General features: G+C 42.4%; 22 protein-coding genes. 19 read left to right on the top strand and 3 right to left on the bottom strand.

The window, feature by feature from the left end; all coding sequences use genetic code 11:
* Window positions 1-675: 675 nt before the first annotated feature.
* Window positions 676-1,455 carry a hypothetical protein gene (locus G7Y42_RS04810; RefSeq protein WP_165005217.1) on the bottom strand — a complete coding sequence of 260 codons (780 nt, stop codon included), beginning with the start codon at window positions 1,453-1,455 and terminating at the stop codon, window positions 676-678.
* Between the two features lie 232 nt (window positions 1,456-1,687).
* Between G7Y42_RS04810 and G7Y42_RS04805 the strand changes: the two genes are divergently transcribed.
* The 13 genes from G7Y42_RS04805 to G7Y42_RS04745 all read left to right on the top strand — a co-directional run bounded on the left by G7Y42_RS04805 (window position 1,688) and on the right by G7Y42_RS04745 (window position 17,116).
* Window positions 1,688-3,385, top strand: a complete 1,698-nt coding sequence (locus G7Y42_RS04805; RefSeq protein ID WP_165005218.1) for a patatin-like phospholipase family protein — start codon at window positions 1,688-1,690, stop codon at window positions 3,383-3,385.
* Window positions 3,355-3,573 (top strand): YdbC family protein, encoded by a 219-nt coding sequence (locus tag G7Y42_RS04800; protein ID WP_002293064.1) that lies wholly within the window; start codon window positions 3,355-3,357, stop codon window positions 3,571-3,573. Before G7Y42_RS04805 ends, G7Y42_RS04800 begins: the two co-directional genes overlap by 31 nt.
* An 18-nt stretch (window positions 3,574-3,591) precedes the next feature.
* Window positions 3,592-4,482 (top strand): YicC/YloC family endoribonuclease, encoded by an 891-nt coding sequence (locus G7Y42_RS04795; protein WP_165005219.1) that lies wholly within the window; start codon window positions 3,592-3,594, stop codon window positions 4,480-4,482.
* 14 nt (window positions 4,483-4,496) lie between these two features.
* On the top strand, window positions 4,497-4,781 hold the full coding sequence (locus G7Y42_RS04790; RefSeq protein WP_165005220.1) for a hypothetical protein: 285 nt from the start codon (window positions 4,497-4,499) through the stop codon (window positions 4,779-4,781).
* Between the two features lie 952 nt (window positions 4,782-5,733).
* Window positions 5,734-6,348, top strand: a complete 615-nt coding sequence (gene gmk, locus G7Y42_RS04785; protein WP_165005221.1) for a guanylate kinase — start codon at window positions 5,734-5,736, stop codon at window positions 6,346-6,348.
* A 4-nt stretch (window positions 6,349-6,352) separates the two neighbouring features.
* Window positions 6,353-6,658 (top strand): DNA-directed RNA polymerase subunit omega, encoded by a 306-nt coding sequence (rpoZ, locus tag G7Y42_RS04780; RefSeq protein ID WP_165005222.1) that lies wholly within the window; start codon window positions 6,353-6,355, stop codon window positions 6,656-6,658.
* A 182-nt stretch (window positions 6,659-6,840) separates the two neighbouring features.
* Window positions 6,841-9,246, top strand: coding sequence for a primosomal protein N' (priA, locus tag G7Y42_RS04775; RefSeq protein ID WP_165005223.1), 2,406 nt, complete (start codon window positions 6,841-6,843; stop codon window positions 9,244-9,246).
* Window positions 9,247-9,259: 13 nt separating this feature from the next.
* Window positions 9,260-9,751, top strand: a complete 492-nt coding sequence (gene def / locus G7Y42_RS04770; protein ID WP_165005224.1) for a peptide deformylase — start codon at window positions 9,260-9,262, stop codon at window positions 9,749-9,751.
* Window positions 9,744-10,685 carry a methionyl-tRNA formyltransferase gene (gene fmt / locus G7Y42_RS04765; RefSeq protein WP_165005225.1) on the top strand — a complete coding sequence of 314 codons (942 nt, stop codon included), beginning with the start codon at window positions 9,744-9,746 and terminating at the stop codon, window positions 10,683-10,685. Before def ends, fmt begins: the two co-directional genes overlap by 8 nt.
* Entirely contained in the window at window positions 10,685-12,043 is a 1,359-nt protein-coding gene (gene rsmB, locus G7Y42_RS04760) for a 16S rRNA (cytosine(967)-C(5))-methyltransferase RsmB (RefSeq protein WP_165005226.1), read from the top strand. Before fmt ends, rsmB begins: the two co-directional genes overlap by 1 nt.
* Window positions 12,044-12,055: 12 nt before the next feature.
* Window positions 12,056-12,796, top strand: a complete 741-nt coding sequence (locus G7Y42_RS04755) for a Stp1/IreP family PP2C-type Ser/Thr phosphatase (RefSeq protein ID WP_165005227.1) — start codon at window positions 12,056-12,058, stop codon at window positions 12,794-12,796.
* Entirely contained in the window at window positions 12,793-14,841 is a 2,049-nt protein-coding gene (gene pknB, locus G7Y42_RS04750) for a Stk1 family PASTA domain-containing Ser/Thr kinase (protein WP_165005228.1), read from the top strand. Before G7Y42_RS04755 ends, pknB begins: the two co-directional genes overlap by 4 nt.
* Before the next feature lie 421 nt (window positions 14,842-15,262).
* Entirely contained in the window at window positions 15,263-17,116 is a 1,854-nt protein-coding gene (locus G7Y42_RS04745) for a collagen-binding domain-containing protein (protein WP_165005229.1), read from the top strand.
* Window positions 17,117-17,211: 95 nt separating this feature from the next.
* On the opposite strand, the gene G7Y42_RS04740 is transcribed toward G7Y42_RS04745, so the two are convergent.
* Together G7Y42_RS04740 and G7Y42_RS04735 are read right to left on the bottom strand one after the other, a co-directional pair.
* Window positions 17,212-17,994: a PhzF family phenazine biosynthesis protein gene (locus G7Y42_RS04740; RefSeq protein ID WP_165005230.1), complete on the bottom strand. Its 783-nt coding sequence runs from the start codon at window positions 17,992-17,994 to the stop codon at window positions 17,212-17,214.
* Window positions 17,991-18,959 carry an ornithine cyclodeaminase family protein gene (locus G7Y42_RS04735; RefSeq protein ID WP_165005231.1) on the bottom strand — a complete coding sequence of 323 codons (969 nt, stop codon included), beginning with the start codon at window positions 18,957-18,959 and terminating at the stop codon, window positions 17,991-17,993. The genes G7Y42_RS04740 and G7Y42_RS04735 overlap by 4 nt, the downstream gene beginning before the upstream one ends.
* A gap of 297 nt (window positions 18,960-19,256) precedes the next feature.
* Here G7Y42_RS04735 and G7Y42_RS04730 point away from each other — a divergent pair, with 297 nt between their 5' ends.
* From G7Y42_RS04730 to mreD, 6 genes are all read left to right on the top strand, one after another.
* On the top strand, window positions 19,257-20,648 hold the full coding sequence (locus G7Y42_RS04730) for a PLP-dependent aminotransferase family protein (protein WP_165005232.1): 1,392 nt from the start codon (window positions 19,257-19,259) through the stop codon (window positions 20,646-20,648).
* Between the two features lie 171 nt (window positions 20,649-20,819).
* A complete protein-coding gene (gene rsgA / locus G7Y42_RS04725; protein WP_165005233.1) occupies window positions 20,820-21,719 on the top strand; it encodes a ribosome small subunit-dependent GTPase A in 900 nt (299 codons plus the stop codon).
* 12 nt (window positions 21,720-21,731) lie between these two features.
* Entirely contained in the window at window positions 21,732-22,382 is a 651-nt protein-coding gene (gene rpe, locus G7Y42_RS04720) for a ribulose-phosphate 3-epimerase (protein ID WP_165005234.1), read from the top strand.
* Complete coding sequence (locus G7Y42_RS04715) at window positions 22,383-23,021, top strand: thiamine diphosphokinase (RefSeq protein ID WP_165005235.1); 639 nt, start codon at window positions 22,383-22,385, stop codon at window positions 23,019-23,021.
* A gap of 156 nt (window positions 23,022-23,177) precedes the next feature.
* Window positions 23,178-24,032, top strand: coding sequence for a rod shape-determining protein MreC (mreC, locus tag G7Y42_RS04710; protein ID WP_165005236.1), 855 nt, complete (start codon window positions 23,178-23,180; stop codon window positions 24,030-24,032).
* Window positions 24,033-24,035: 3 nt separating this feature from the next.
* Window positions 24,036-24,545 (top strand): rod shape-determining protein MreD, encoded by a 510-nt coding sequence (gene mreD / locus G7Y42_RS04705; protein WP_165005237.1) that lies wholly within the window; start codon window positions 24,036-24,038, stop codon window positions 24,543-24,545.
* Window positions 24,546-24,611 lie beyond the last annotated feature (66 nt).

The raw sequence follows: 24,611 nt of genomic DNA, 5'->3' as shown, positions 1-24,611 counted from the left end.
AGAGCTATTTTTGTTTGGCTGTTCTTATTACTTGATGCAGAGCAGCTTTTTCACGACCTCTATAAACGGTGTTCCACCTGCTGCTTCTCGGCAATAAGTTCACTGCACAAGAAAATATGGGAAGCTATTTTCTGTCCAGTGTCCTTATTCCTTAAAGCAGAACGCAGTTGTCACGACCTCTGATTCACGGTGTTCAAAAGCTTGCATCTACGGCACTAAGCCCAATCAGATGAAAAATATGGAACGCTATTTTTATCTGATTGTTCTTACTGCTTGATGCAGGACAGCTTTTCCACGACCTCTATAAACGGTGTTCCACCTGCTGCTTCTCGGCAATAAGTTCACTGCACAAGAAAATATGAGGAGCTATTTTCTGTCCAGTGTCCTTATTCCTTAAAGCAGAACGCAGTTGTCACAACCTCTGATTCACGGTGTTCAAAAGCTTGCATCTACGGCACTAAGCCCAATCAGATGAAAAATATGGAAAGCTATTTTTATCTGATTGTTCTTACTGCTTGATGCAGGACAGCTTTTTTACAACCTCACACGGTGTTCCAGAAGTAACTTCTCCGAAAAATAAGCCGAAATTCCACGAAAATTTGAGAAGCAATTTTCGTAAATTTCGGCTTATTTCTTGAAGCTGCCCACTTCTGTCACAACCTCTACTTCATTTATTCAAATGTTCAATGAACTGTAATTGAAGTCAGCTGCTTCACCGATCAATTCCCAGCGATGATTGCCAGAATGGTAGATCAACGTACCGATGGATTCTTCTTCACGGTACCGAGTTCCTTTAAGCTTCCAGATATAATCTTCAATCACGTAGATCGGTATGTGGTATTCTCCGTTGATCAAGCCGCCTTGATCGAATGAGAAGATGATGCCTTCTTGCATGAGATTGCGCATGTTCTTTAATAATTCGACACTGATTTTTTCGACGGGGATCTCTCTTCTGAAAAAAGACTTTTTCTCGTTGATCTTTTCTGAAAGGATCCAGCTCAGTTTATTGGCGAATATGCGGTAAAACTCATCTAAATAACGGTAATAGATTCGGCTCAACTGATCGCTCAAATCAAAGTAGACAAAATTGTTTTGCAGTTTGTAAAAAAACGGTGAATGAAGATGTGTTTTCATATGTCCGAAATATAACAGTTCTGAAATTTCTAAGGGAGTCAGTTCTTTCAGCATGGTCAGATCGGAAAAGTCGATCCATTTCAAATCGGTCGACCCGTTCTTGTTTCGTGAAGAAGCAAAGAATCGCTGGATATTCTCCGTGCCACGGATGATCTTCAGCCCTGTATGTGTTTCATATTCACCGGCAGAAGCTGCTGGGTCCAACAAAAGCAGATTTTGAGGAAAATGCACGATACTGGCTGCAAAATCATTGGCAGTCAGCCCTTTAGTTAAAACTGCATTACTTGTGGTATCAATATGTACATAAACTGACTCAGTCATCATGCTCCTCCTTATGTCTTCCTTAATCACTCTCATTTTACAACATTTAGTAGAAAAAAGCTTGTTTCTTTTATTTTAAAATTCCATTACAGAGTCACGTTTTCATTGAAAATACTAAAAATTTTCATTTTAATTTTTGTTTTCCATAGAAAATCAGATGTATAAGGGAAGATAGGTACATCATGACCTTTTTCGATCGGACTGGTATACTTAAAGAAAAAAGGAGAAGAATATGGAAATCCTGCAAGTCTATCCGTCGGAGAAATATGCGATGTATCCAGCAGTCCAGCGTGCCAGACAGCTATTACCGTTTTTTAAAAGCCATCAGGAAAGTCGGGATGCTTTTTGGAAAGCAGCAAAAAAGCAGCAGACATGGAAAGCAGCTGCTAAAAAAATAACGATATATTTCACTCTGGAAAAGGATGAGGATTGCGCTTGCTTCACGAATCTGCTTGTGATCGGGGATTTTCCAAGTTGGTCAGCGTTCTTTCAATTGTTGGAAGGCTGTGCACGTTTTTTCCTCAAAAAAAACTGCGCTTTTTCATTTTCTGACAGCCTTTCAGAGGAATGGCAGCTGATTTTTAAGAAAAACGGGTATGAAGGAATAGCAAAGCAGACGAAGACTTTGACCTATCATACAGCACTTGTATTAGGTGGAGGAGGAGCTCATGGCGCTTATCAGATCGGTGTATGGAAAGCATTAAGGGAACAGGGGATCTTCTTTGAAGTCATCACTGGAACGTCTGTCGGCGCATTGAATGGGGCGTTGGTTTTACAAGGAGATTTTGAAAAAGCTGCTGATTTGTGGTCACGCCTTTCAACGAGCCAGGTTCTTTCACTCCCAGGTCGTGTCCTATCGGATGATCCTCGTGAACGTTTCCTCCAAGAAACCCGCCAGATGGCAAAGACCGCGATCATCAAACGAGGTGTACCGACGGATCCTTTAGAAAAACTGCTGGACGAATATCTGGATACAGAGAAAATCAAGCAGATAACGACGCCACGATTATTCACAGTATCTACTCGTCTGCCGGATCTTTCAGAAATCGTTACCTGTATCCAGGAAAAATCGCCAGAAGAAATGGCTGACTGGCTTCTTGCCTCTGCTTCGTTTTATCCTGCGATGGCTTATCGCCAGATCAGCCAGTCGAAATATATCGATGGCGGCTATCGAAACGATCTTCCCATCGACATAGCTATTCAGCAAGGGGCAACAGAGGCATTTGTCGTCAATGTCCAAGGCCTGGGCTTTCCAAAGAAATATCAAAGACCAGACCAGTTTGTCCAGTGGGATTGTCGAACATTGTGGACTTTAGGAAGCTTTCTGGTATTCGACAGCCAGCGGAATCAGTTGAACATGGAATTGGGTTATCTGGAAGCCAAAAAAAGACTGCATTGTTATCAGGGAAACTGGTATACTTTCGACGATGTCCAGAAGGCTGAAACCTACTGGCGGAAATTTTTGGAGGATTTAAAAACAGAAGAAATTGAATTATCTTTTCTAGATGACGTAAAATTTTGGAAAAAAATGCGTAACTTATATATAGACAGGGTCGAAATCGAAACATGCGGATTGGCGATGCTGGAACTTTTAGCAAAAAAAATGTACCTGTTACCGAACAAAGTGTATAAAGTCGATGAGATGGTCGAGTCGATCTGTCAGACAGAAAGCTTCGATATTCCCGAATCTGTCTTGCCAGCGATTGGCCAGCTGAGTGCGGAGGAGTGGCGGAGATACTTGAAGTACCAGCATCAAGTAGAGAATGTCCAGAAAAAAGTATCTTTATTAGCTGATGCTTTCTGGAAAAAAGACCGGGCAACATTGCAGGCTCAACTGCGCGCCCAGCCATTTGACACATTGCTGATCGTATATTTATATTATCTTAAGGGGGAACGTGTATGGCACAAGAATTTTCATATGAGATCGTAGAAGAAATCGCTGTTTTGTCCGAAAACAACAAGGGCTGGCGCAAGGAACTGAACCTTGTCAGCTGGAATGGACGTCCGCCGAAGTTCGATCTTCGTGACTGGGCACCAGACCATGAAAAAATGGGGAAAGGACTGACCTTGACGAACGAAGAATTTGAGCAGCTCCAAAAAGCAATCGAAAATATGTGATAGAAAGGACCCTGTCGAATGAAAAGCATGACTGGTTTTGGCAAAGCCATCCGCGAAACAGAAGAATATCAGCTTGATATTGAGATAAAAAGCGTCAATCAACGGTTTTTAGACATCCAGATACGAAGTCCGAAAGTATTGAATGGCATTGAAAATGATCTGAGACAGTTAATCAAACAGCAACTGAGCCGAGGCAGAATTGAAGTGTTCGTCAATTTTTCGCTTATCGGAGACAATAAGAAAAAAGTCGTTATCGACTGGGCTTTGATTGATTCATTGACGGACCAGTTATCCGAAGGTCTTAAAGAGCGGTACGGTTGCCAAGATCAGCTATCGATCGGGCGCCTCATCGAACGGCTGGCAGTAAAAGAAGATTTTGTATTCATCGAAGAAAAAGCAGATGAAAACAACGAACAGTTAATAGAATTAACGATGGAAACACTGAAAGCAGCGCTTGATTCCATCGAAGCAAGCAGGAAAAAAGAAGGCGATGCACTCGCTTCAGTCATCCGGCAAAACGCCGAGGAATTCAAAAGCGTTTTGACAAAGCTAAATAGTTTCATCGAACTTTATGAACAGGAATTTCAATTGAAATATCAGAAGAAATTAGAAGAATTTCTGGGTGCGAAAGTAGACGAACAGCGTCTTTTGACAGAATTGGCTATTTTGCTGGAACGAGGCGATATCCATGAAGAGTTGGATCGGCTAGCGATCCATATCCAGAAGCTGGATGAGCTGATCGCGGCAGAATATCCTGTGGGAAGAGAACTTGATTTTCTTATCCAAGAGATGAATCGAGAGATCAATACGATCGGGTCTAAATCCAATGCAATCGAAATCAAAACGCAAGTAGTACAATCAAAAACGATCTTGGAAAAAATCCGGGAACAAGTCCAAAATATCGAATAAAAGAGGCGAGAAATATGAAGTATTATGATGTGACATTTCATGAATTGAGCGGGAAAACAGTAGTCAAACGAACAGTACCTTCCGAAAAAGAAGGATTTGACGTCTGGCAAGATGCCTGTGCAGGTTTCACAGAGAACGAATTATTTATTTTGATCAATGATGGCACATATGTCACGATGAATCGAAAGTTTATCGTTCGAATAGATACAGAAGAAGTAGAAGATCCTACTGAAAAAGCACAATCGAGAAAAGACGAGATCATGGGTGTAGTCAATACACTATCCAATATGGGTTTTTAAAAAAGAGTGCGAGTCGAAAATATGAACATCAGCAGGCTGGGGTTATCCCCAGCCTTTTGCTTTGGAATCAGCGCGTTTCTTTTCGACGATAAGCCTAATTTATGCAAAAATGTGAGAAGCCATTTTCCCAAAAATTTTCTTATTGCGTTAAATCACGAAGAACATCAGTGATTCGATGATGCAACGTACCTACTTGGCCCTCAAAGCAGAACGCAGTTGTCACAACCTCTCTACTAAACGGTGTTCAAGGAGACAGCCTATCGGCAATAAGGCACGATTTTGTAAAATATGGGGAGCTATTTTTCAAAATCGCTTCTTATCGCTCAAGGCTGAACGTCTCTTTCACGACCTCTGATAAACGGTGTTCAAAAGCTTGCATCTGCGGTAATAAGCCCAACCAAACGAAAAATATGAAGAGCTATTTTTGTTTGGCTGTTCTTATTACTTGATGCAGGACAGCTTTTTCACAACCTCATACACGGTGTTCTCCTACCAACTCCTCGGGCACAAGTCACAATATTCATCAAACATGAGAAGCTGTTTTTTGAAATTGTTCCTTGTGCCTCAGAGTTAAGCGGCAGGATCACAACCTCTGATTCACGGTGTTCAAGTAGCTGACCTTCGATATTAGTTCATAAAAATGCAAAATATGGGCAACTATTTTCCATTTTTCCTCTCTAATACTCAGGTCAAAGCGCTGCTTTCACAACCTCATACACGGTGTTCCAGTGCCAGCTTTTCGGAGATAAGTCAAATTTATGCAAAAATGTGAGAAGCCATTTTCCCAAAATTTTTCTTATCCCTCAAAGCTGAACGGCACTGTCACAACCTCTTTTATACAGGCTAGCTTTTTTCCCAAATACTGTCTATAATAAAGTTAACCTTGAAAGTTGCAGAAAAAAAGTGCAAAATAAACGATAAGTATAAAAAGACTAGTTGAAAGGACGTCGTCATGTCAGAGCGTGGATTATTAATCGTGTTGTCTGGTCCATCCGGTGTAGGAAAAGGCACAGTGCGAAAAGCAATTTTTGAGAGTGAGGATAATGATTTTCAGTATTCGATCTCGATGACTACCCGAAAAATGCGTGAAGGAGAAGTAGAAGGTGTGGATTATTTCTTCAGAAGCAAAGAAGAATTTGAAGAAATGATCGAAGCCGGCGAAATGCTGGAATACGCAGAATATGTAGGAAATTATTACGGAACACCTTTATCTTATGTAAATCAAACATTGGACGAAGGAAAAGATGTCTTTTTGGAGATCGAGGTCCAAGGGGCAAAACAAGTCAAAGAAAAAGTGCCTGATGGAGTGTTCATCTTTTTGACCCCGCCTGATTTAGCAGAGTTGAAATCTCGGATCGTAGGCCGCGGGACAGATGCGGACGAAGTAATCGAGGAACGGATGAAAGTAGCAAAAGAAGAAATCGAAATGATGGCTCTTTATGACTACGCTGTTGTAAACGACGAAGTACCGCTAGCAGTGGAACGAATCAAAGATATCATTGCGAGCGAACATTTTCGAGTAGACCGTGTCATCGGAAAATATATAAAAATGTTAAAGGAGATGTAGTCTTATGATGTTAAAACCTTCAATCGACTCATTATTAGATCGTGTCAATTCAAAATATTCTCTAGTGATCCTAGCTAGCAAACGTGCGCATGAATTAGATGCAAATGCACAGCCTACGATGGATACTTTTGAATCAGTAAAAAGCGTTGGACAAGCATTGGAAGAAATCGATGCAGGAAACGTAGTAAATGATCCTCATCCTGAACTAAAGCGGGAACGTTTAAGAATGGAAGACGAAGAACGCCAAGCGCAAAAAGAGCGCGAACAGCAAGAATTAGAATCACGTATCCGTGATGAACAAAAGCTGTGATCTGGGATTGATTCAAAGAGAGTTGCGCCACAGCGGCACAACTCCTTTTTTTCTTATATGGCGTTAATTTTTTGTTAGGATTCGGCAGAAAGTAAGACAAATAGACGGATCTCTAGTAAAATAGGCAAAGGTCTTTTTGTCTATACGTATAAAATGAACAATCATAAAGGAGGAAGAGGACCATGGCATCAACAGCTGAAGTCATTGTGGATGTCCCCACAATGCAAACCGACCAACCATTCACTTATCTGGTTCCTTCTGAAATGGAAGCCGTCCTTCAAGTAGGGATGCGAGTGGAAGTTCCTTTTGGCAAAGGAGACCGTCATGTCCAGGGTTTTGTGATGGCTTTAGCATCGGTTGAACCGAACCGACAACAGCTGAAGTCAGTGATCCGTGTCCTTGATCTGGCACCGGTGGTCAATCAAGAATTGCTGCTGCTGGCAGATTACATGAAGACGATCACGTATGCCTATAAAATAACCTGTTTACAGACAATGCTTCCTAGTGTGATGAAAGCAGAATATGACAAACTCATCTACCCTTTGGAAGATACGCCGGAGATACAAGCAGTATTTCGTGGACGCGAGACGATTTCCTGGAAAGAAGCAGAAGAACAGGAGATCCTTTCCCAGCTAGTCCGTTGGCGTCAGAAAAAACTTGTAGATATCAAATATGAAGTACATACGAAAAACAAAGTAAAAACGATTCGTATGGTTCACCCTCTTTTAAATGAGCAGAAGATCGAATCAGAATGGGCAAAATTGCGACAAAACGCAAAGAAACAAAAAGATTTGTTGTTATGTTTGTCAGAGCTGGAAAAAGATGAACCAATCGCGTATTTTAAAGAAAAGGGAATCAGTACAGCTGTCTTGAACCAAGGAAAAGAAAAAGGCTGGCTTCGTTTCGAAGAAGTCGAAAGCTATCGAGACCCTTATCAGGATCGAGCATTCGATCAAACCACTGCCTTACAGCTCAATAACGAGCAGCAAGTCGCTGTTGATCGGATCATCGAAGCTTGTCGTCAGGCCGAGAATCAGACTTTTTTATTAGAAGGCATCACAGGCAGCGGGAAAACCGAAGTGTACCTCCAATCGATCGCAGAGGTGCTTTCAGACAACAAGACAGCGATCATGCTTGTTCCGGAGATCGCACTGACGCCACAGATGGTGGAGCGTTTCAAAGGACGATTCGGTGAGTCAGTCGCTGTTCTCCACAGTGGCTTGTCACAAGGAGAAAAATACGATGAATGGCGCAAGATCGAACGCGGTGAAGCACAAGTCGTCGTCGGTGCTCGCTCTGCGATTTTCGCTCCTTTAGAGAACATCGGTCTGATTATTATCGATGAAGAGCATGAATCAAGTTACAAGCAAGATGAAACACCACGTTACCATGCACGAGACTTAGCGATTTGGCGAAGCGGCTATCATCACTGTCCAGTGGTCCTTGGAAGTGCTACGCCTTCTTTAGAATCGCGAGCACGTGCCCAAAAAGGCGTCTATGAATTATTGAGCTTGAGCAAACGAGCAAAAGCTTCGGCAGAACTGCCAACCATCGAAGTCGTCGATATGCGGGAAGAATTCCAGAAGCATCACACTTCCACTTTTTCGACCCTTCTGCAAGAAAAAATACAAGACCGTCTGGACAAGCAGGAACAAATCGTTTTACTGCTGAATCGGCGAGGATATTCTTCCTTTGTGATGTGTCGTGACTGCGGATTTGTCCTGCCGTGTCCGAATTGCGATATTTCGTTGACGCTCCACATGGATACTCGGTCCATGCGCTGTCATTATTGCGGGCATGAAGAACCGATCCCTAATCGCTGTCCGAATTGCGGAGGGAACAAGATCCGTTATTACGGTACTGGTACGCAAAAAGTAGAAGAAGAATTGCAGGAACTGTATCCAGAAGCAAGGATCTTGCGGATGGATGTGGACACGACACGACGAAAAGGGGCGCATGAGCGGATTTTGCAGAAGTTCGGAGCAAAAGAAGCTGATATTTTACTAGGTACACAGATGATTGCGAAAGGTCTCGATTTTCCAGACGTCACATTAGTTGGTGTACTGAACGCAGATACCTCACTGAATCTGCCAGATTTTCGTTCGAGCGAGCACACGTTCCAGCTGCTGACGCAAGTATCAGGTAGAGCCGGGCGCGCAGAGAAAACAGGGGAAGTCGTGATCCAGACATTCAATCCACAGCATTATGCGATCGAACTGGCTAAAGAGCAAGATTATGAACGCTTTTATCAGCAGGAAATGCATGTTCGGCATCGCGGAGGCTATCCGCCTTATTACTTTACAGTAAAAATCACAGCAAGCCATGCAGAAGAGCAGGTGGCAGCTAAGAAAATCTTTCAAATCGCCAATCAGCTGAAACAGGCATTGAGTCCGCAAAGCTTGCTGCTTGGACCAACACCTAGTACGATCTTACGAGTGAAAAACAGATACTATTACCAGCTGATACTCAAATATAAACAGGAGCCCGGATTGTCGCGGGTATTGAAGGAGATTTTGGATGGAAGCCAAAAGGAACAGCGGCAAGGCTTGTTCGTAGCAATCGATAATGAACCATTACATTTTATCTAAGAAAGGATTTACTATGCGCTATCCAATATTGATCCACCCGAATGAACAATTGAACAGACCCTCTCAGCCAATCGATGTCATCACAGATGAAACGATCGCGCTGTTGGACAATCTTTATGAAACCATGGTCGCAAACGACGGCATCGGCATCGCCGCTCCTCAAATCGGCAAGAATAAACGGATCGCCGTTGTAGAAGTAGATGAGGGCGATAAATTTGAACTGATCAATCCCGAAATCATCGAAGCAAAAGGTGAAAGTATCGATGTAGAAGGCTGCTTAAGCATTCCGCATGTGTATGGCACGGTCAAACGAGCAGATGAAGTGACCGTCCGTTATTATGATCGTGAAGGACAAGAGATCGAAGTGACGGCGTTCGGTTATTTAGCCAGAGCATTCCAGCACGAGATCGATCATTTAGACGGTGTATTGTTCGTCGAAAAAATGATTGAACAAATCCCGGAAGAAGAACTCGAAGAATATATGGAGGAACATCTTGATGACTAAACTAGTATTTATGGGCACTCCTGCTTTTTCAGTACCTATTCTTGAAGGTTTGATTGAAGAAGGGTATGAGATCCAGGCAGTTGTGACCCAGCCAGACCGTCCAGTCGGGCGAAAAAAAATCATTACACCCACACCAGTAAAAGAAGCAGCGATCAAGCATGGTATCCGAGTATTGCAGCCAGAAAAAATCTCTGGATCTCCTGAAATGGATGAGATCATCGAACTGAAACCAGACGTGCTTGTAACTGCCGCTTTTGGCCAGTTCTTACCTGAAAAATTATTACAGGTACCGACATTCGGTGCTATCAATGTGCATGCTTCTTTGTTACCGAAATATCGAGGAGGTGCTCCAGTACATTACGCGATCATCGATGGTGAGAAAGAAACAGGTGTCACGATCATGGAGATGATCAAAAAAATGGATGCAGGTGGTATTTTTGCGCAAGAAAGTCTGCCTATCACAAAGCAGGACGATGTAGGAACGATGTTCGACAAATTGAGTCTGCTTGGAAGAGAGTTGCTATTGAAAACTTTACCGAAAATCTTAGATGGTCAGCTCAAACCAGTCCCGCAAGATGAATCAGCGGTGACTTTTTCGCCCAATATCACAAGAGAGCAAGAGGCGATCGACTGGACGAAAACAGCAGAACAAATCGACAATCAAGTACGCGGGATGCGTCCTTGGCCAATTGCTTTCACGACTTACGAAGGTGTACGCTGGAAACTCCTATCAGTCGAAGTATTAGAAGAAAACACAAAAGAAGCACCAGGTACGATCATTCGTAAAGACAAAAAAAATCTCTGGATCGCTTGCGGACAACAAACCGTTTTAGCCATCAAAGAGCTTCAGCCAGCCGGTAAAGGAAAGTTGGCTATCCATGAATTCTTGAACGGCAGTGGACAGCATGTTCAGATCGGACAGCAGGTGAAATGATGACAAAAATCCCTAAAAAAATGAAAAAATCAGTCCGCTTCATGGCATTGATGACGCTCGAGCGTGTCAATAAAGGCGGTGCTTACTCTAATTTGTTATTGAATGAAATGATCAACCAGGGTGATTTGAACCACAAAGATATCGGTTTGTTCACTGAGCTTGTTTATGGAACGATCAGTCATCAGCGTTTACTGGAATTTTACGTCGCTCCATTGATTGTAAAAGCCAAAAAAGTAGATGATTGGGTAAAGACACTCCTTTATCTATCTGTTTATCAGCTAGAGTTTTTGGATAAAGTTCCAGATCATGCCATTTTAAATGAAGCAGTAGAAATCGCGAAAGTCAAAGGAAATCCCGGCACAGGAAAATTTGTGAATGGGGTTTTAAGAAGCTACCAACGGCAAGGAAAACCAGCTATCGAAGAGATAGACGACCCAATTGAACGATTAGCAGTGAAAATCAGTTTGCCTACATGGATGACACAGCGTTTGATCGATCAGATTGGTTATGAAGAAACGGAGAAACTGGGCTTGTCTTTGTACAAACCAAGTCATGCAAGTGCTCGGGTCGATGTTCGGCGAGTTTCAAGAGAACAGGCAATCGCTACCTTGGAAGAAGAAGAGATCACAGCCAAAGAAAGCCAGATCAGTCCTTATGGGATCGTAGCAGAAAAAGGTCATCTCGCTTCCAGTTCCTTATTCCATGATGGGATGATGACGATCCAAGATGAAAGTTCGATGCTAGTTGCTCCTGCGATGCGGATCGAACCGGAACATCATGTGCTGGATGCTTGTGCTGCACCAGGAGGAAAGACGACGCATATCGCTTCGTTTTTAGATCCTTCATGTGGCGGGGAAGTCATTGCATTGGACGTCCATGATCATAAAGTCAAACTGATCGAAGAAAATGCGGAGCGATTAGGTGTGGCTTCTGCTGTCTATGCACAGAAAATGGATGCTAGAGAGGTAAAAGACCAGTTTGCGGCGGCGCAGTTCGATCGTATTTTAGTGGATGCTCCTTGCTCTGGTTTAGGGCTTCTTCGACGGAAACCAGACATTCGATATAAAAAACAGCCGGAAGATTTAAAAAATCTGCCAAAAATCCAGTTGGAGATCCTAGAAAGCTGTGCAGCAGCGTTGAAACCTGCGGGGCTACTGACATATAGCACATGTACGATCTTGAGAGAAGAAAATCAGGAAGTCGTTTCTGCTTTCCTGGAACGGCATCCTGATTTTGAGAAGATTGATGTGTTAGCTGATCCTGTGCTACAATCATCAATCGAAGATAAAATGTTGGCTTTGTATCCGCATCAGTTTTATACAGATGGATTTTTCATTTGTTGTTTGCGTAAAAAGTAATGAGGTGAAAAAATGCAGATTGAATATCAATCAGATGTAGGAAGACGACGTAATACGAATCAAGACTATGCAAGTGTCTTTACTAACCGTTCAGGAATCAAACTTGCTGTACTGGCAGACGGTATGGGCGGTCATCGGGCTGGCGATATCGCGAGTCAAATGGCTGTCACGAACTTAGGGACTGCTTGGGAAGAACAAGAACTCTCGGATGATGAGAAAATCGCGCAGTGGTTCATCAAATCGATTCAGGATGAAAATACGATGATCTATCAGCGAGGACAAGAACAGCCTGAATACAGCGGAATGGGTACAACGATCGTGGCGGCTGCATTATCTGATGAACGCTTCACGATCGCAAATGTAGGCGACAGTCGTGCATATCTTATCCGCGAAAACAAGATCATGCAGTTGACAGAAGATCATTCGCTCGTCAATGAACTAGTCAAATCTGGGGAGATCAGTGAGGAAATGGCAGTCAATCATCCTAGAAAAAACATCCTGACTCGCTCAGTAGGAATGCCTGGAACAGTCGAAGTAGATGTCTCTACTTATTTTTGGCAGCTGAAAGACCGGCTTCTTCTGTGCTCAGATGGCTTGACTAATATGTTATCGGAAGAAATGATCGGCACGATCGTCAATCAGGAAGGCGAACTAGCCGATAAAGTCAATGAGCTGATCGCACGTGCAAATGAAGCGGGCGGTGCGGATAACATTACAGTTCTTCTCATCGAATACAAGGAGGACTGTGCATGATAGAATTAGGAAAAAAATTGAATGGACGTTATCAAATCACTGGGAATATCGGCAGTGGCGGTATGGCAAATGTGTTCTTGGCGCATGACTTGATTTTGGACCGGGATGTGGCAGTCAAAGTCTTACGTTTCGATTTCCAGAACGATCAGACAGCGATCCGTCGTTTTCAGCGTGAAGCACTTGCCGCAACAGAGCTTGTCCATCCTAATATTGTCAGTGTATATGATGTAGGCGAAGAGGATAACATGCAGTATCTAGTGATGGAGTATGTCAAAGGGATGGATCTGAAACGATACATCCAGACCCATTATCCGATTCCTTACGAAACAGCTGTGAACATCATGCAGCAGATCCTGTCTGCGATCTCTTTGGCGCATAGCCACCAGATCATCCATCGTGATCTGAAGCCGCAAAATGTACTGATCGACAATGAAGGTGTAGTGAAGATCACAGATTTCGGTATTGCGATCGCTTTGTCAGAAACATCGATCACACAAACCAATACGATGCTAGGTTCGGTTCACTATTTATCTCCAGAGCAGGCAAGAGGAAGCATGGCGACCAAGCAGTCAGATATCTATGCATTGGGGATCATCTTATATGAAATGCTGACCGGGAGTGTACCTTTTGATGGTGAATCTGCAGTAACGATCGCATTGAAGCATTTCCAAGACGAACTGCCATCAGTCAAAGCCTTAGATCCGCAAGCACCGCAAGCATTAGAAAATGTCATTTTACGAGCTACGGCAAAGGAACCTTCTGATCGCTATAAATCAGCCGAAGAGATGCTGGATGATCTTTCGACCGTCTTGTCTCCAGCGCGGGCAAATGAAGAAAAATGGCACCCGCAGGCAATGATCAACGAAACAAAGGTGCTTACGCCATTGACTGAGGATACACCGATGCCAGAGTCATTCAAGTCGATGCCATTGCCAAATGAAGAGACGATAGAAACAGCTCCGCTAGCAGAGGAAGAGACAGTGCCTGATCCTAAGAACAAAAAACGGAAAAAATGGTGGCTGATTCTCTTGGCTCTGATTGCCGTGCTTGGTATAGGAGCGGCAGTATTATTTGCTTCTGGCGGCCGAGGAGAGGTAGTCGTCCCTGATGTTTCTGGTCTTTCTGAAGCAAGCGCAAGAGAAACTTTAGCTAAAGCAAAATTGGAGCCAGCAACAAGGACAGAAGAAATCGCAGACGAGAAGATCGAAGAAGGCGATGTGGTCAAAACGGATCCTGCAGCGGGGACGACCGTGAAACAAAAACGGGAGATCAAACTGTACATCAGCAGTGGAAAGAAAAAAATCAAGCTGGAAGATTACAGCGGAATGAGCTTTGATGAAGCCAAATCGAGCTTGATCGACCTAGGATTTTCTTCGAGCCGGATCAAGTCAAAAGAAGAATTCAGCAGCGAAGTAGAGAGCGGGATGATCATCTCTCAAACACCAGATGAAGATTCTTCTGTGGATCCAAAATCCGATACGATTACATTTGTAGTAAGCAAAGGGCCCGAAACAGTCTCCTTGCGCAGCCATGTCGGCGAAAACTATGAAACAGTCAGCAGTTCCCTGACAGCAGCAGGATTCAATGTCAGTGTCAGCAGATATGAATATAGCGATACAGCGCCATCTGGTACGATCATCAGTCAAGACCCAGCTTCAGGCGAATATGTAGCAGCTGAAACTTATGTCAGCTTTGTGGTCAGTCAAGGACCGGAACCAAGTGCAACGTTGAATGACATCTCCGGTTATACGAAAAGCGATGCTCAAAGCTACTTGACAGAGATCGGCGCAGAATACATCGGACATGAAACTTATGAGTACTCGGATTCTGTCGAAAAAGACAAAGTGATCCGTACAGTTCCAGGTGTTGGTGCTAAAATCACCAAAGGAACCGTCGTGAATGTCATTTATTCAAAAGGGCCTGATCCTGCATCTTCAAGTACGAGCAAGGAGTCTTCTGAAAGTACGAGCAGCACGAGCAGCTCTTCAAAGGAAAGCTCTAGCAGTACAAGTAGTACGAACAGTTCTTCAACCACAAACAGTTAAGTAAAAGAATAGCGGAGACTTGGATAAAAGTTTCCATGCAGAATAATCAAGTGATGAACATCGAAGTAAAGGATAGTATTCCTGCTTCGATGTTTTTTTGTGGTTAGCAGATTAAACGGACTATCAGGATCATATTCAAATCGGTTTCCGTCTTATAAATGAGATTGTTTCAAAGAAAGTGAATTCTTTATTCCTAGTTTAATAGGGATGTGTTTATAAAAGTGTATGCCATACACTTTTATTATTGATTGTACAATGATAAAAATGTATTCTTCTGAAATATGACACAGATTTTTGTTAGGTCCTGAAAATTTTCGATACATCACTAGTGAACTATCAGGGCAGAAAGTCTTTATTCTTTTGCGATAGGCAAAGAGGAACTCATAAAGAAAATAGATGAAAAATACGAGGAAAACAAGAGATGAAAAAAAGGATAACTTTAATAACGCTAGTCACTTTGACGTTCAATCTCCTGATGTGTGGAATGGCAGTATCAGCAGAAGAAGCATACATCCCTAAAGACCCTGGCAATATCTACGAGGATCTGACAGGTAATTACGGATTGCTAGGAATAGCTGGACAATTCCATGTATTTGCTAAAGACAAGACAATTGTTAACGCACACACGGATGGGAATATAGCTACAAGCGAACTCGATGCAAAGGATAATTTTGGCACAGAACTTCACGAAGGTTTCTTAAACCAAGAAATTAATTATATACAGAAAACTGACTCTTTCATCAACTCTTCCGGCATACCTACAGGTGATACTAGGGTGAATAAATTTGTTGTCGGCAGTAGTATAAATGTCGCACTCCAAGAAGGCCGTCCCGCTGTAAATGGAGCAAGAATCGATCATTTGACCCCTGATGATTTCTATCAGGATCGCGATGGGAGCAACTATATTGATTTTGAGAAAGAATTTGCTCGGTTGAACGTAGCAGCAAACGATCTTGCTAATGGAACGCCAACTAAAACATACCGTGTGGCGGATTTCCCAGATATGAATCATCGGACGATTGATTTGACTGGTCTATCTGATGCTGGATTTCTATTAGTAAACATTGATGCAGAAGTATTCGCGATGAATACGCCTCTTCAAATCATTAATCCAAGTAATCAAGTGGCGGTATTTAATGTGACTGGTAATTCGTCTACGTTAAATATTCAGTCACCGATCAAATACAATGACCGTACGAACCATGAAACTGAAGATTTTACAGATGCGAATCTCTCTTGGAATTTCGGGAACGATCTGACGGATCTGACGATTAGTGCCCCTTTTCAGGGAACGATTCTTGCACCAAATGCTGACGTTCGTATTACTCAAAATCAAGATGGCACGATTATAGGGAAAAATGTGGTTTTAGATGCGGCTACGAATCGTTGGGACCCTAATGAAATATTTATGAGCAATGGTACGGACCCAACATCTACAAGCGATAGTACAGGAACAACAGCAACAAGTGAGAGCACGGACTCAACGGCCACAAGTGAAAGCACAGAAACAACAGTCACAAGTGAAAGTACAGAACCAACATCTACAAGCGACAGTACAGGAACAACGGCCACAAGTGAGAGCACGGACTCAACGGCCACAAGTGAAAGCACGGACCCAACAGCGACAAGTGACAGTACAGGAACAACAGTCACAAGTGAAAGCACGGACTCAACGATCACAAGTGACAGTACAGGAACAACAGTCACAAGTGAAAGCACAGAACCAACAGTCACAAGTGAGAGCACGGACTCAACGGCCACAAGTGAAAGCACAGGAACAACAGTCACAAGTGAAAGCACGGAACCAACAGCGACAAGCGACAGTACAGGAACAACAGTCACAAGCGACAGTACGGAACCAACATCTACAAGTAGAAGCACAGAATTTCCAGCGACTATGGATGGTAGCATAGGTACGACAACTACAAGCACCAGCACAAACTCAGAGTCTAGTAGCACAACTACTACGTCTTCAAGCAGCATTACAGTCCCAACGACTATGGGCGAAAGCGTAGCATCTATATACGGTAGCACGGACGCGACAACTATAAGTGATAGCAGTCAAAGGACATTTTTGGCATCAGAACCAAATCCCGATAACAGTAGGAATGGTACTGTAACGAATAGAACAAATGATTCTCAAGCCAATAAATCCTCGAAAGTACTTCCAGAAACTGGAAGTGTATCAGATAAATGGATGATAGCGACAGGCAGCCTGTTACTTCTATTCGGTATAGGATGGATACTGATCAGTTACAAAAAGGTGCGAAAATAACCGTTTGCTTTGACATGAACCCCTTATAGAAAAGAAAATAGAGCACAGGATCAGCGAATACTGATTCTGTGCTCTATCTTTAATATTTTTCTCTCTTACAAGAACGCGGTCCCTTTGGCAAAAAGAGTGGCTGTTCCACCGATTACTACACGGTCATTTTTTAATTCACATGCCAGATATCCGCCTCTTGGAGAAATCTGATGTGCACTTAATTTTGTTTTGTCCAATTTTCCAGCCCAGTAAGGAATAAGATTCGAATGCGCGGAACCGCACACAGGGTCTTCATTGATCGTTAGTTTTGGAAAGAATGTTCGGGAAACAAAATCTTCTTTCGACCCTTTTGCTGTGACAATGACCCCTACGCCAAGCTCAAATTTCTCGATTGCCGTAAAGTCAGGTGTCAATTCCGCTACAGTAGTCTCATCTGCTAATACAAAAAACAAATCACGGGCGAGATATGCTTCTGATATCTTAGCGCCTATCGCTTGTTCATATTCTGGTAATATAGGGGTCTTCTTCGGTAAGATACTAGGGAAATCCATATAGTAACTATGACCGTTTTTAGTAACGAACAAATCGCCGCTTTGACTGGCGAATTTTACTGGATTTTCAGATATTCCATAATAATTAAATAAAACAAAAGCGGTCGCTAAGGTCGCATGACCGCAAAGATCAATCTCACGATCTGGTGTGAACCATCTGAGTTCAAATCCATGGTCTCTTTTTACCGTAAATGCTGTTTCGGAAAGATTATTTTCAATAGCGATTTTTTGCATCAACTCATCAGGCAGCCATTCTTCTAATACATAAACGGCAGCCGGATTCCCTTTGAATACTTCATTCGAAAAGGCGTCTACTACGTAATATTCTAGATTCATATTAGATTCTCCTCTGATTTTTGGTAAATATATTCTGCACAACAAAGGTCTTCTACCGCCAAACCTACAGCATCAAAAATCGTGATTTTCGAACGATCGATTTTTGTTTTGACCTTTCCAGCAGCTAGCTCGCCTAACGATCCGACAACCGCTGTTTCATCGAGCTTTTTCTCAGCGATCGGAATCAGTAAATCACCACTTTCCTGAAAAGCAGCGGCATAATCATCGACGAATAGTTGCCCAGCGCCCATTAATTCGCTGGTAAGCTCTCGTGTATCTGGAGTGAATGTACCAATGGCATTGATATGTGCATCAGGGGAAATCCATTCTTTTCTTAGAAACGGTTCTTTAGCAGAAGTTAAAGTGCAGATGATGTCACTTTGATGAACGGCTTCTTGAACAGAGGTACAGCTGATAAAAGTGATTTGTGGATATTGTTTTTTTGCTTTGTTGATGAAGTGACGACGTCTTTCCTCGCTAAGGTCATAGACCAGTACTTCACAGATATCGCGGATGCAAGTGATGGCAGCTAGATGAGATTCTGCTTGCTGGCCGGCACCGATCAAAGTAAGCTTGCGCACGTCTTTTTTTGCCAGGTAATCTGTCGCAAGTGCTGATACAGCTGCCGTGCGGATCCACGTGATTGCATTTGCATCGATCAAAGCGACTGGACTGCCATTTTTAGAATCGAAAAGCAAAACTTCTCCCAGATGAGAGGGGATGCCAAGAGAACGATTCCCGGGAAAAGCTGTAATCACTTTGGCCCCGAAATAGCGGTCTTTTCCTAAGTATGCGGGCATTACAGCAAATATATTTTTTCCTTCTCCATCAGGTAAAGTAGCTACGGTACGGATATTTTGAGAAATCTTTTTGTTTTCATAATCGATAAAGCATTGTTTCATTAGTTGGATGGCTTCTTGGAAACTCAAAAGCTGGGTTACGTCATTAGAACGGATTATTTTCATTGTCATTCTCCTTTCACGAAAAATCTTACTTCTTCGTAACTATACAATCAACGCTAAAATTGTATGGGATACAATTTTAAATAAGCAATTTGTTTGCGCTGGATTTTTATTCTTTTGACTTTGTGTTTTATTTGTTATGATAAATTATCGATAGAATCAATACGCTGATTTTTGTACGAATAGACGAAATTTTTCTGTTTTTTTTGACACAGTGAACCTCCTAACCAGACTTTTATATTTATTCATTATCTGATGAGTAAAAGGATGGTATGGAATATATTTTGAGGAGGAAATCTCATGCCTATCAACTCTTATGAAAATTACCTATTGACTTGGCGGCCGGATAAAAAGAAATTGAGCAGGCCCATCTATAAGTCGCTCGTAAAGCAATTGGAAGATGATATTTTGTCGAACAAATTGCAACCGAATACGCAATTACCTTCCCAGCGTGAATTGGCAGATTATTTAGATCTGAACTTCACCACGATAGGTCAAGCCTATAAGTATGCGATAAGAAAAGAGCTTTTGTATACGAACACTGGAAGCGGCACGTTCGTCTCGCCTCATGCTTTTGATTCGATCACGATCTCGAATCATGAAGTAGCAGAGCATATCATTGACTTCGGGTTAGTTAGCTCTTTTGAACAATGTAATGATCTTATTCTGCCGTTCATTCAATCAGTCAGCCAGAATCCTAATATTTCAGGATTGTTGAATTATCAAGAACCTAGAGGGACGAATTTCCAGTTGATGACCGCATCGAATTGGCTTCAAACGCAAGGGGTCACCGCAGAGCCAGAGAACATTGCTGTGGTTTCGGGCGTACAAAATGGATTGGCAGTCACGCTGGCCGCTCTTTTTTCTCCTGGAGACAGGATTGCAGTCGATCGTTATACGTATTCAAATTTTATTGAATTGGCCCATCTTTATCATCTGGAAGTCGTTCCGGTGGATTTTGATGATCAAGGAATGCGTCCGGAATTATTAAAGCAAGAATGCCGCAAGAAAAAAATTCATGGTATTTTCCTCATGCCTTCTTGCAGCAATCCCATGGGGTTCCAGATGACGTTTGAGAGACGTAATGACTTGATGCAAGTGATCAAAAAAGAAAATCTTTGGGTGATTGAAGACGATATCCATTCTTTTTTGACGATTTACTGTCAAGACAAAGTCATTCCGCCTTTTCAAAAACTGCTTCCTGAACAAACGATCTACTTGGCTGGATTGACAAAATATATCTGTTCCGGATTACGAGTGGCTTACCTCGTCTTTCCGGAAACAGTGAAAAAGAAAATTGAACGGGCCATCTTCAATATCAATGTGAAGACATCAGGACTCGATACTGAGATCGTGACACAAGTGCTTCGTTCGCCAACTGCAAGAAGAATATTAGAAATAAAAGCAGGATATACACAAAAGGCGAATCAATTATTTGATGATTTTTTTGAGTTGCCCAGACCTTCAAATCCTTATCCCTATTACAGGAATATCCCGATTGATCCGCGTTTTTCGCAAACGGAAATTGAAACGGATTTTCTCGCAAAAGGTATCCGGATTTATCATTCGAATCGCTTTACGAGTCAAAAGCAGCCAGATGCTTTTATCCGCATCTCCTTATCTTCGAACCATCTGGATGTCTTAGAAAAAGGGCTGCTGATTATCAAGGAAGGCATTGCTCCTTATTTGTAAAAAAACTGTGTTTTGCTATCGATTCGAAGCGATAGGCTGAACCATCCGCATCGAGGCTTGCTTGTCGCTTCGATGCTTTTTGTCTTTTTAAGTGCTGTATACTTTTTAAGAAGTTTGTCATGAAAACACCTACTTTCTCCTTCCTGTGTTAAAATAAATAAAAAAACGGAGGTGGCACACATCAAAGGACAAATCAGAAAAGCAATCAGCGGTTTCTACTATGTGTACGCAGACGGCGAAACCTATCAGACAAGAGGACGAGGGAATTTTCGTAATCGAAAGATCACACCACTGGTAGGAGACCAAGTGATTTTTGAGAGTGAGAACAAGACAGATGGTTATTTAATGGAGATCCTGCCGCGGAAAAATGAACTTGTACGTCCGCCAATCACGAATGTTGATCTAGGGATCGTTGTCACAAGCTTGGTCGAACCGGATTTTTCTTATAATCTTCTGGACCGTTTTTTAGTGATGCTAGAATATGAATCGATCGAACCGATCATTTACTTGACGAAGACGGATTTAGCACCGGATAGTCCCAAAATCAAGGAAATCAGACAAATATATGAAACGATCGGCTATTCTGTGATCATCCCTAGACATCCTGGAGATACCTCAGAACTTATTCGTTATTTTCCGGAAAGATTATCTGTGTTTATGGGACAATCTGGGGCGGGAAAATCGACTTTGCTGAATCAGATTTCTCCTGATCTGAATTTGGAAACAGGTGAAATATCGACTTCGCTTGGCCGCGGGCGCCATACGACTCGCCATGTAGAATTATTACCCTTGTACGACGGACTTGTCGCAGACACGCCTGGTTTCAGCTCGATCGATTTTTTGACCATCGAAGCTTCGGAACTCCCAAAACAATTTCCAGAATTCGTAGAAGCATCTGTCCATTGCCGCTTCAGAGAGTGCATGCATGCCAAAGAGCCTGGATGTGAAGTGAAACGAAGAGTCGAGAACGGCGAGATCGCACAATCTCGATATGACAATTATCTGCAGTTTCTGCAAGAGGTTGAAAAAAGACGTCCTGTCTATACAAAAAAAGAAGGTAAACGAAAGTAGGAGGAATTTTTGATGAAGATAGCACCATCTATTTTAAGCGCAGATTTCGCAAACCTGCAAAGTGAGATCGAATTAGTGGAAAAAGGCGGCGCAGATTATATCCATGTCGATGTGATGGACGGCCAGTTCGTTCCGAACATCACTTTTGGACCAAATGTTGTCCAGGCGATACGACCAGTGACAAAACTGCCATTGGATGTCCATTTGATGATCGTGAATCCTGAAAACTATATCTCTGATTTCGCGAAAGCAGGCGCAGATATCATCACTGTGCATGTCGAATCGACACCGCATATCCATCGTGCGGTCCAAATGACTCGGAATTTAGGCGTGAAAGCAGGAGTCGTCATCAACCCTGGAACACCGATATCGATGATTGAACATGTTCTTTCATTGACAGACCAAGTCCTGGTGATGACCGTCAATCCCGGTTTCGGCGGGCAAAGTTTTATCGAAGAAACTGTAGCGAAAATCGCAGAATTAGCCCGATTGCGCGAAGAAAACGGCTGGCAGTATACGATTGAAGTAGATGGCGGTATCGTTCCCGAAACAGCGAAGATTTGCCGAGATGCAGGGGCGGATATTTTTGTAGCAGGATCTTACATTTACGGAGCAGAAGATCCAGTTGGACAGATCAGCAAATTAAAAGAGGCGCTGGCATAAATGGAAATTTTACTAGTCGCAGGCGGGCAGCCGGAGAATTGGCCCGATCCGCTTGAGAAACAGTTTGATTATTATGTAGGCATCGATCGCGGTGCCTTTTATCTTCTGGAAAACGGATTTCCGCTAGATCTGGCAATCGGTGATTTCGACTCGCTTGAAGAAGAGGAGAGAAAGCTGGTTTTTGGCAAAGCTAGGGAAGTGAATCGAGCTCCTGCAGAAAAAGACGATACAGATACACAATTAGGGTTAGTAAGAACGTTTGAACGCTTTCCTAGAGCTTCGGTCACACTGATCGGTGCCACAGGAGGAAGACTGGATCATCTGCTGGCAAATCTGTGGCTGGCTCTAGAACCTAGATTCTACCCATATGTCCGTCAAATCACTCTGAAGGACAAGAAAAACCATCTAACCTTTTATCCGCCGGGAAAATACGAGATCCAAAGAATAACTGATATGAAATACCTCGCGTACTGTTGCATGACGCCGGTCGCTCATTTGACCTTGAAGAATAGCAAATATACGCTGGATGACGCCCAAGTATTGCAGCCGACTTCTTATGCTAGCAATGAATTTATTTCAGAGACTGCTTCATTCTCTTTTTCATCAGGTATGATTGCAGTTATTCAAAGCAAAGACTGAGTGGTTTTCTCCATAGTCAAAACAGTTTTTATGAAGAAAAAATGACAACATCAATTATTTGCTAAAAAAAAGCTTAAGAGAAGCGACTTGCCTTTTGTTTCGCTGTATTTAGTGATAAAATTGAACTTAAGAGTCTAATTAATTCGAGGTGTCTTTGTGAAGAAGTTCAATCCTAATAAAAATATTATTATTACCTTAGTTATTGTTATCATTGTGGTGACGATATTAAGTGTGACCGCTGCCCAGCGAGCGAACGAAGGAAAGCCTAATTTCTTCCAATCTATCGTTAATGACAGTGTGGCAATGATTGATAAAACAATCTCTGCTCCCGTACGATGGGTCGAAAATGGGGTGAATTCCGTCCATAACCTATTTTCCACTTATTCTGAAAATGAGCGTCTGAAAGAAAAAATCGATAGCTATGATGAAGTCGCCCAGCAAAATAAAAATTATGAAAAAGAAATCGAAGCATTGAAAAAAGAGCTTAACCTGAATCAGACATTGACCAGTTATGAGAAAGTGACGGCAAATGTGATCACCCGCTCGCCAGACAGCTGGCAGGATATGTTGATCGTCGATAAAGGTTCAAAAGACGGAATCGAAGCTAACATGGCCGTTATGTCTCAAGAAGGATTGATTGGACGAGTAGTGGAAGTCAATACAGCTTCTTCAAAAATCGAGCTGCTGACTTCATCCAATGAAAGTTCGAATCATTTTCCAGTCCGAGTTTCCTCTGACAGCGGTGAGGCATTCGGGTTACTAAAAAACTATGACGAAAAACTGCAAGCGTTAGTCGTGACCCAGTTGACTGGAGAGACGAATATCAAAGAAGGGGATGTCGTCCAAACCTCAGGACTTGGCGGCAATTCACCAGCCAGCTTGCCGATTGGCACAGTCATGAAGACCAAACCTGACAGCTATGGCTTGGATAGAGAAATCTATGTGAAGCCTTATGCACAAATGTATGATCTGTCAGTTGTGACGATTGTCCAACGACTTGTGGAGGAATAGTCCATGTTGAAAAAAGAAACAATGAAATATTATCTGCCGGTCATTTTGTTTTTTCTGATGCTGATCGATGGGCATATGACAAGGATGTTAGGTGAATGGACACATGGTGTGTATATGCCGACTGCTCATTTTTTGATACTGGCTTTGCTATGTTGCAGTCTTAAGTTTTCGAAACGTTATTTATTGATAACGACGATCATTATCGGTGCGATTTTCGATGCCTACTATATTGGGGTGATCGGAATCTATGCCGTAGCGATCCCTGTGATCGTGCTCCTCATGTATTCCATGAAAAAAATCATTCATATCAACGTTTTTACTGAATTTTTCAGTATGATCATCTTCGTTACAGGGTATGAGTTGTTTACGATGCTAGTCCAACTGGTTTTCAAACTAGCTGTTGTGAACAGTACGTATTTCATTACTCGCTTCTTAGGTCCTACGTTATTATTGAATATGATTCTTTTCGTATTGTTTATCTTTCCATTTAAGAAATTATTCAGCGATGAATAATTTCTTTTTTTTTTCTTTTTTGTAAACGAACAAATTTGTCATTTTTAGAGGTCGATTTGAAACATT

It is taken from the genome of Enterococcus sp. ZJ1622 (assembly GCF_011038845.1).
Classification (GTDB): domain Bacteria; phylum Bacillota; class Bacilli; order Lactobacillales; family Enterococcaceae; genus Enterococcus_B.
Note: the sequence above shows the minus strand (reverse complement) of the source record. Positions and strands in the feature narration are given on the sequence as shown.

Bases quoted from the DNA above. Each gene is read 5' to 3' on its own strand.
- G7Y42_RS04810 (WP_165005217.1), bottom strand. From the start codon at position 1,455: ATGACTGAGTCAGTTTATGTACATATTGATACCACAAGTAATGCAGTT.
- G7Y42_RS04805 (WP_165005218.1), top strand. From the start codon at position 1,688: ATGGAAATCCTGCAAGTCTATCCGTCGGAGAAATATGCGATGTATCCA.
- G7Y42_RS04800 (WP_002293064.1), top strand. From the start codon at position 3,355: ATGGCACAAGAATTTTCATATGAGATCGTAGAAGAAATCGCTGTTTTG.
- G7Y42_RS04795 (WP_165005219.1), top strand. From the start codon at position 3,592: ATGAAAAGCATGACTGGTTTTGGCAAAGCCATCCGCGAAACAGAAGAA.
- G7Y42_RS04790 (WP_165005220.1), top strand. From the start codon at position 4,497: ATGAAGTATTATGATGTGACATTTCATGAATTGAGCGGGAAAACAGTA.
- gmk (WP_165005221.1), top strand. From the start codon at position 5,734: ATGTCAGAGCGTGGATTATTAATCGTGTTGTCTGGTCCATCCGGTGTA.
- rpoZ (WP_165005222.1), top strand. From the start codon at position 6,353: ATGATGTTAAAACCTTCAATCGACTCATTATTAGATCGTGTCAATTCA.
- priA (WP_165005223.1), top strand. From the start codon at position 6,841: ATGGCATCAACAGCTGAAGTCATTGTGGATGTCCCCACAATGCAAACC.
- def (WP_165005224.1), top strand. From the start codon at position 9,260: ATGCGCTATCCAATATTGATCCACCCGAATGAACAATTGAACAGACCC.
- fmt (WP_165005225.1), top strand. From the start codon at position 9,744: ATGACTAAACTAGTATTTATGGGCACTCCTGCTTTTTCAGTACCTATT.
- rsmB (WP_165005226.1), top strand. From the start codon at position 10,685: ATGACAAAAATCCCTAAAAAAATGAAAAAATCAGTCCGCTTCATGGCA.
- G7Y42_RS04755 (WP_165005227.1), top strand. From the start codon at position 12,056: ATGCAGATTGAATATCAATCAGATGTAGGAAGACGACGTAATACGAAT.
- pknB (WP_165005228.1), top strand. From the start codon at position 12,793: ATGATAGAATTAGGAAAAAAATTGAATGGACGTTATCAAATCACTGGG.
- G7Y42_RS04745 (WP_165005229.1), top strand. From the start codon at position 15,263: ATGAAAAAAAGGATAACTTTAATAACGCTAGTCACTTTGACGTTCAAT.
- G7Y42_RS04740 (WP_165005230.1), bottom strand. From the start codon at position 17,994: ATGAATCTAGAATATTACGTAGTAGACGCCTTTTCGAATGAAGTATTC.
- G7Y42_RS04735 (WP_165005231.1), bottom strand. From the start codon at position 18,959: ATGAAAATAATCCGTTCTAATGACGTAACCCAGCTTTTGAGTTTCCAA.
- G7Y42_RS04730 (WP_165005232.1), top strand. From the start codon at position 19,257: ATGCCTATCAACTCTTATGAAAATTACCTATTGACTTGGCGGCCGGAT.
- rpe (WP_165005234.1), top strand. From the start codon at position 21,732: ATGAAGATAGCACCATCTATTTTAAGCGCAGATTTCGCAAACCTGCAA.
- G7Y42_RS04715 (WP_165005235.1), top strand. From the start codon at position 22,383: ATGGAAATTTTACTAGTCGCAGGCGGGCAGCCGGAGAATTGGCCCGAT.
- mreD (WP_165005237.1), top strand. From the start codon at position 24,036: ATGTTGAAAAAAGAAACAATGAAATATTATCTGCCGGTCATTTTGTTT.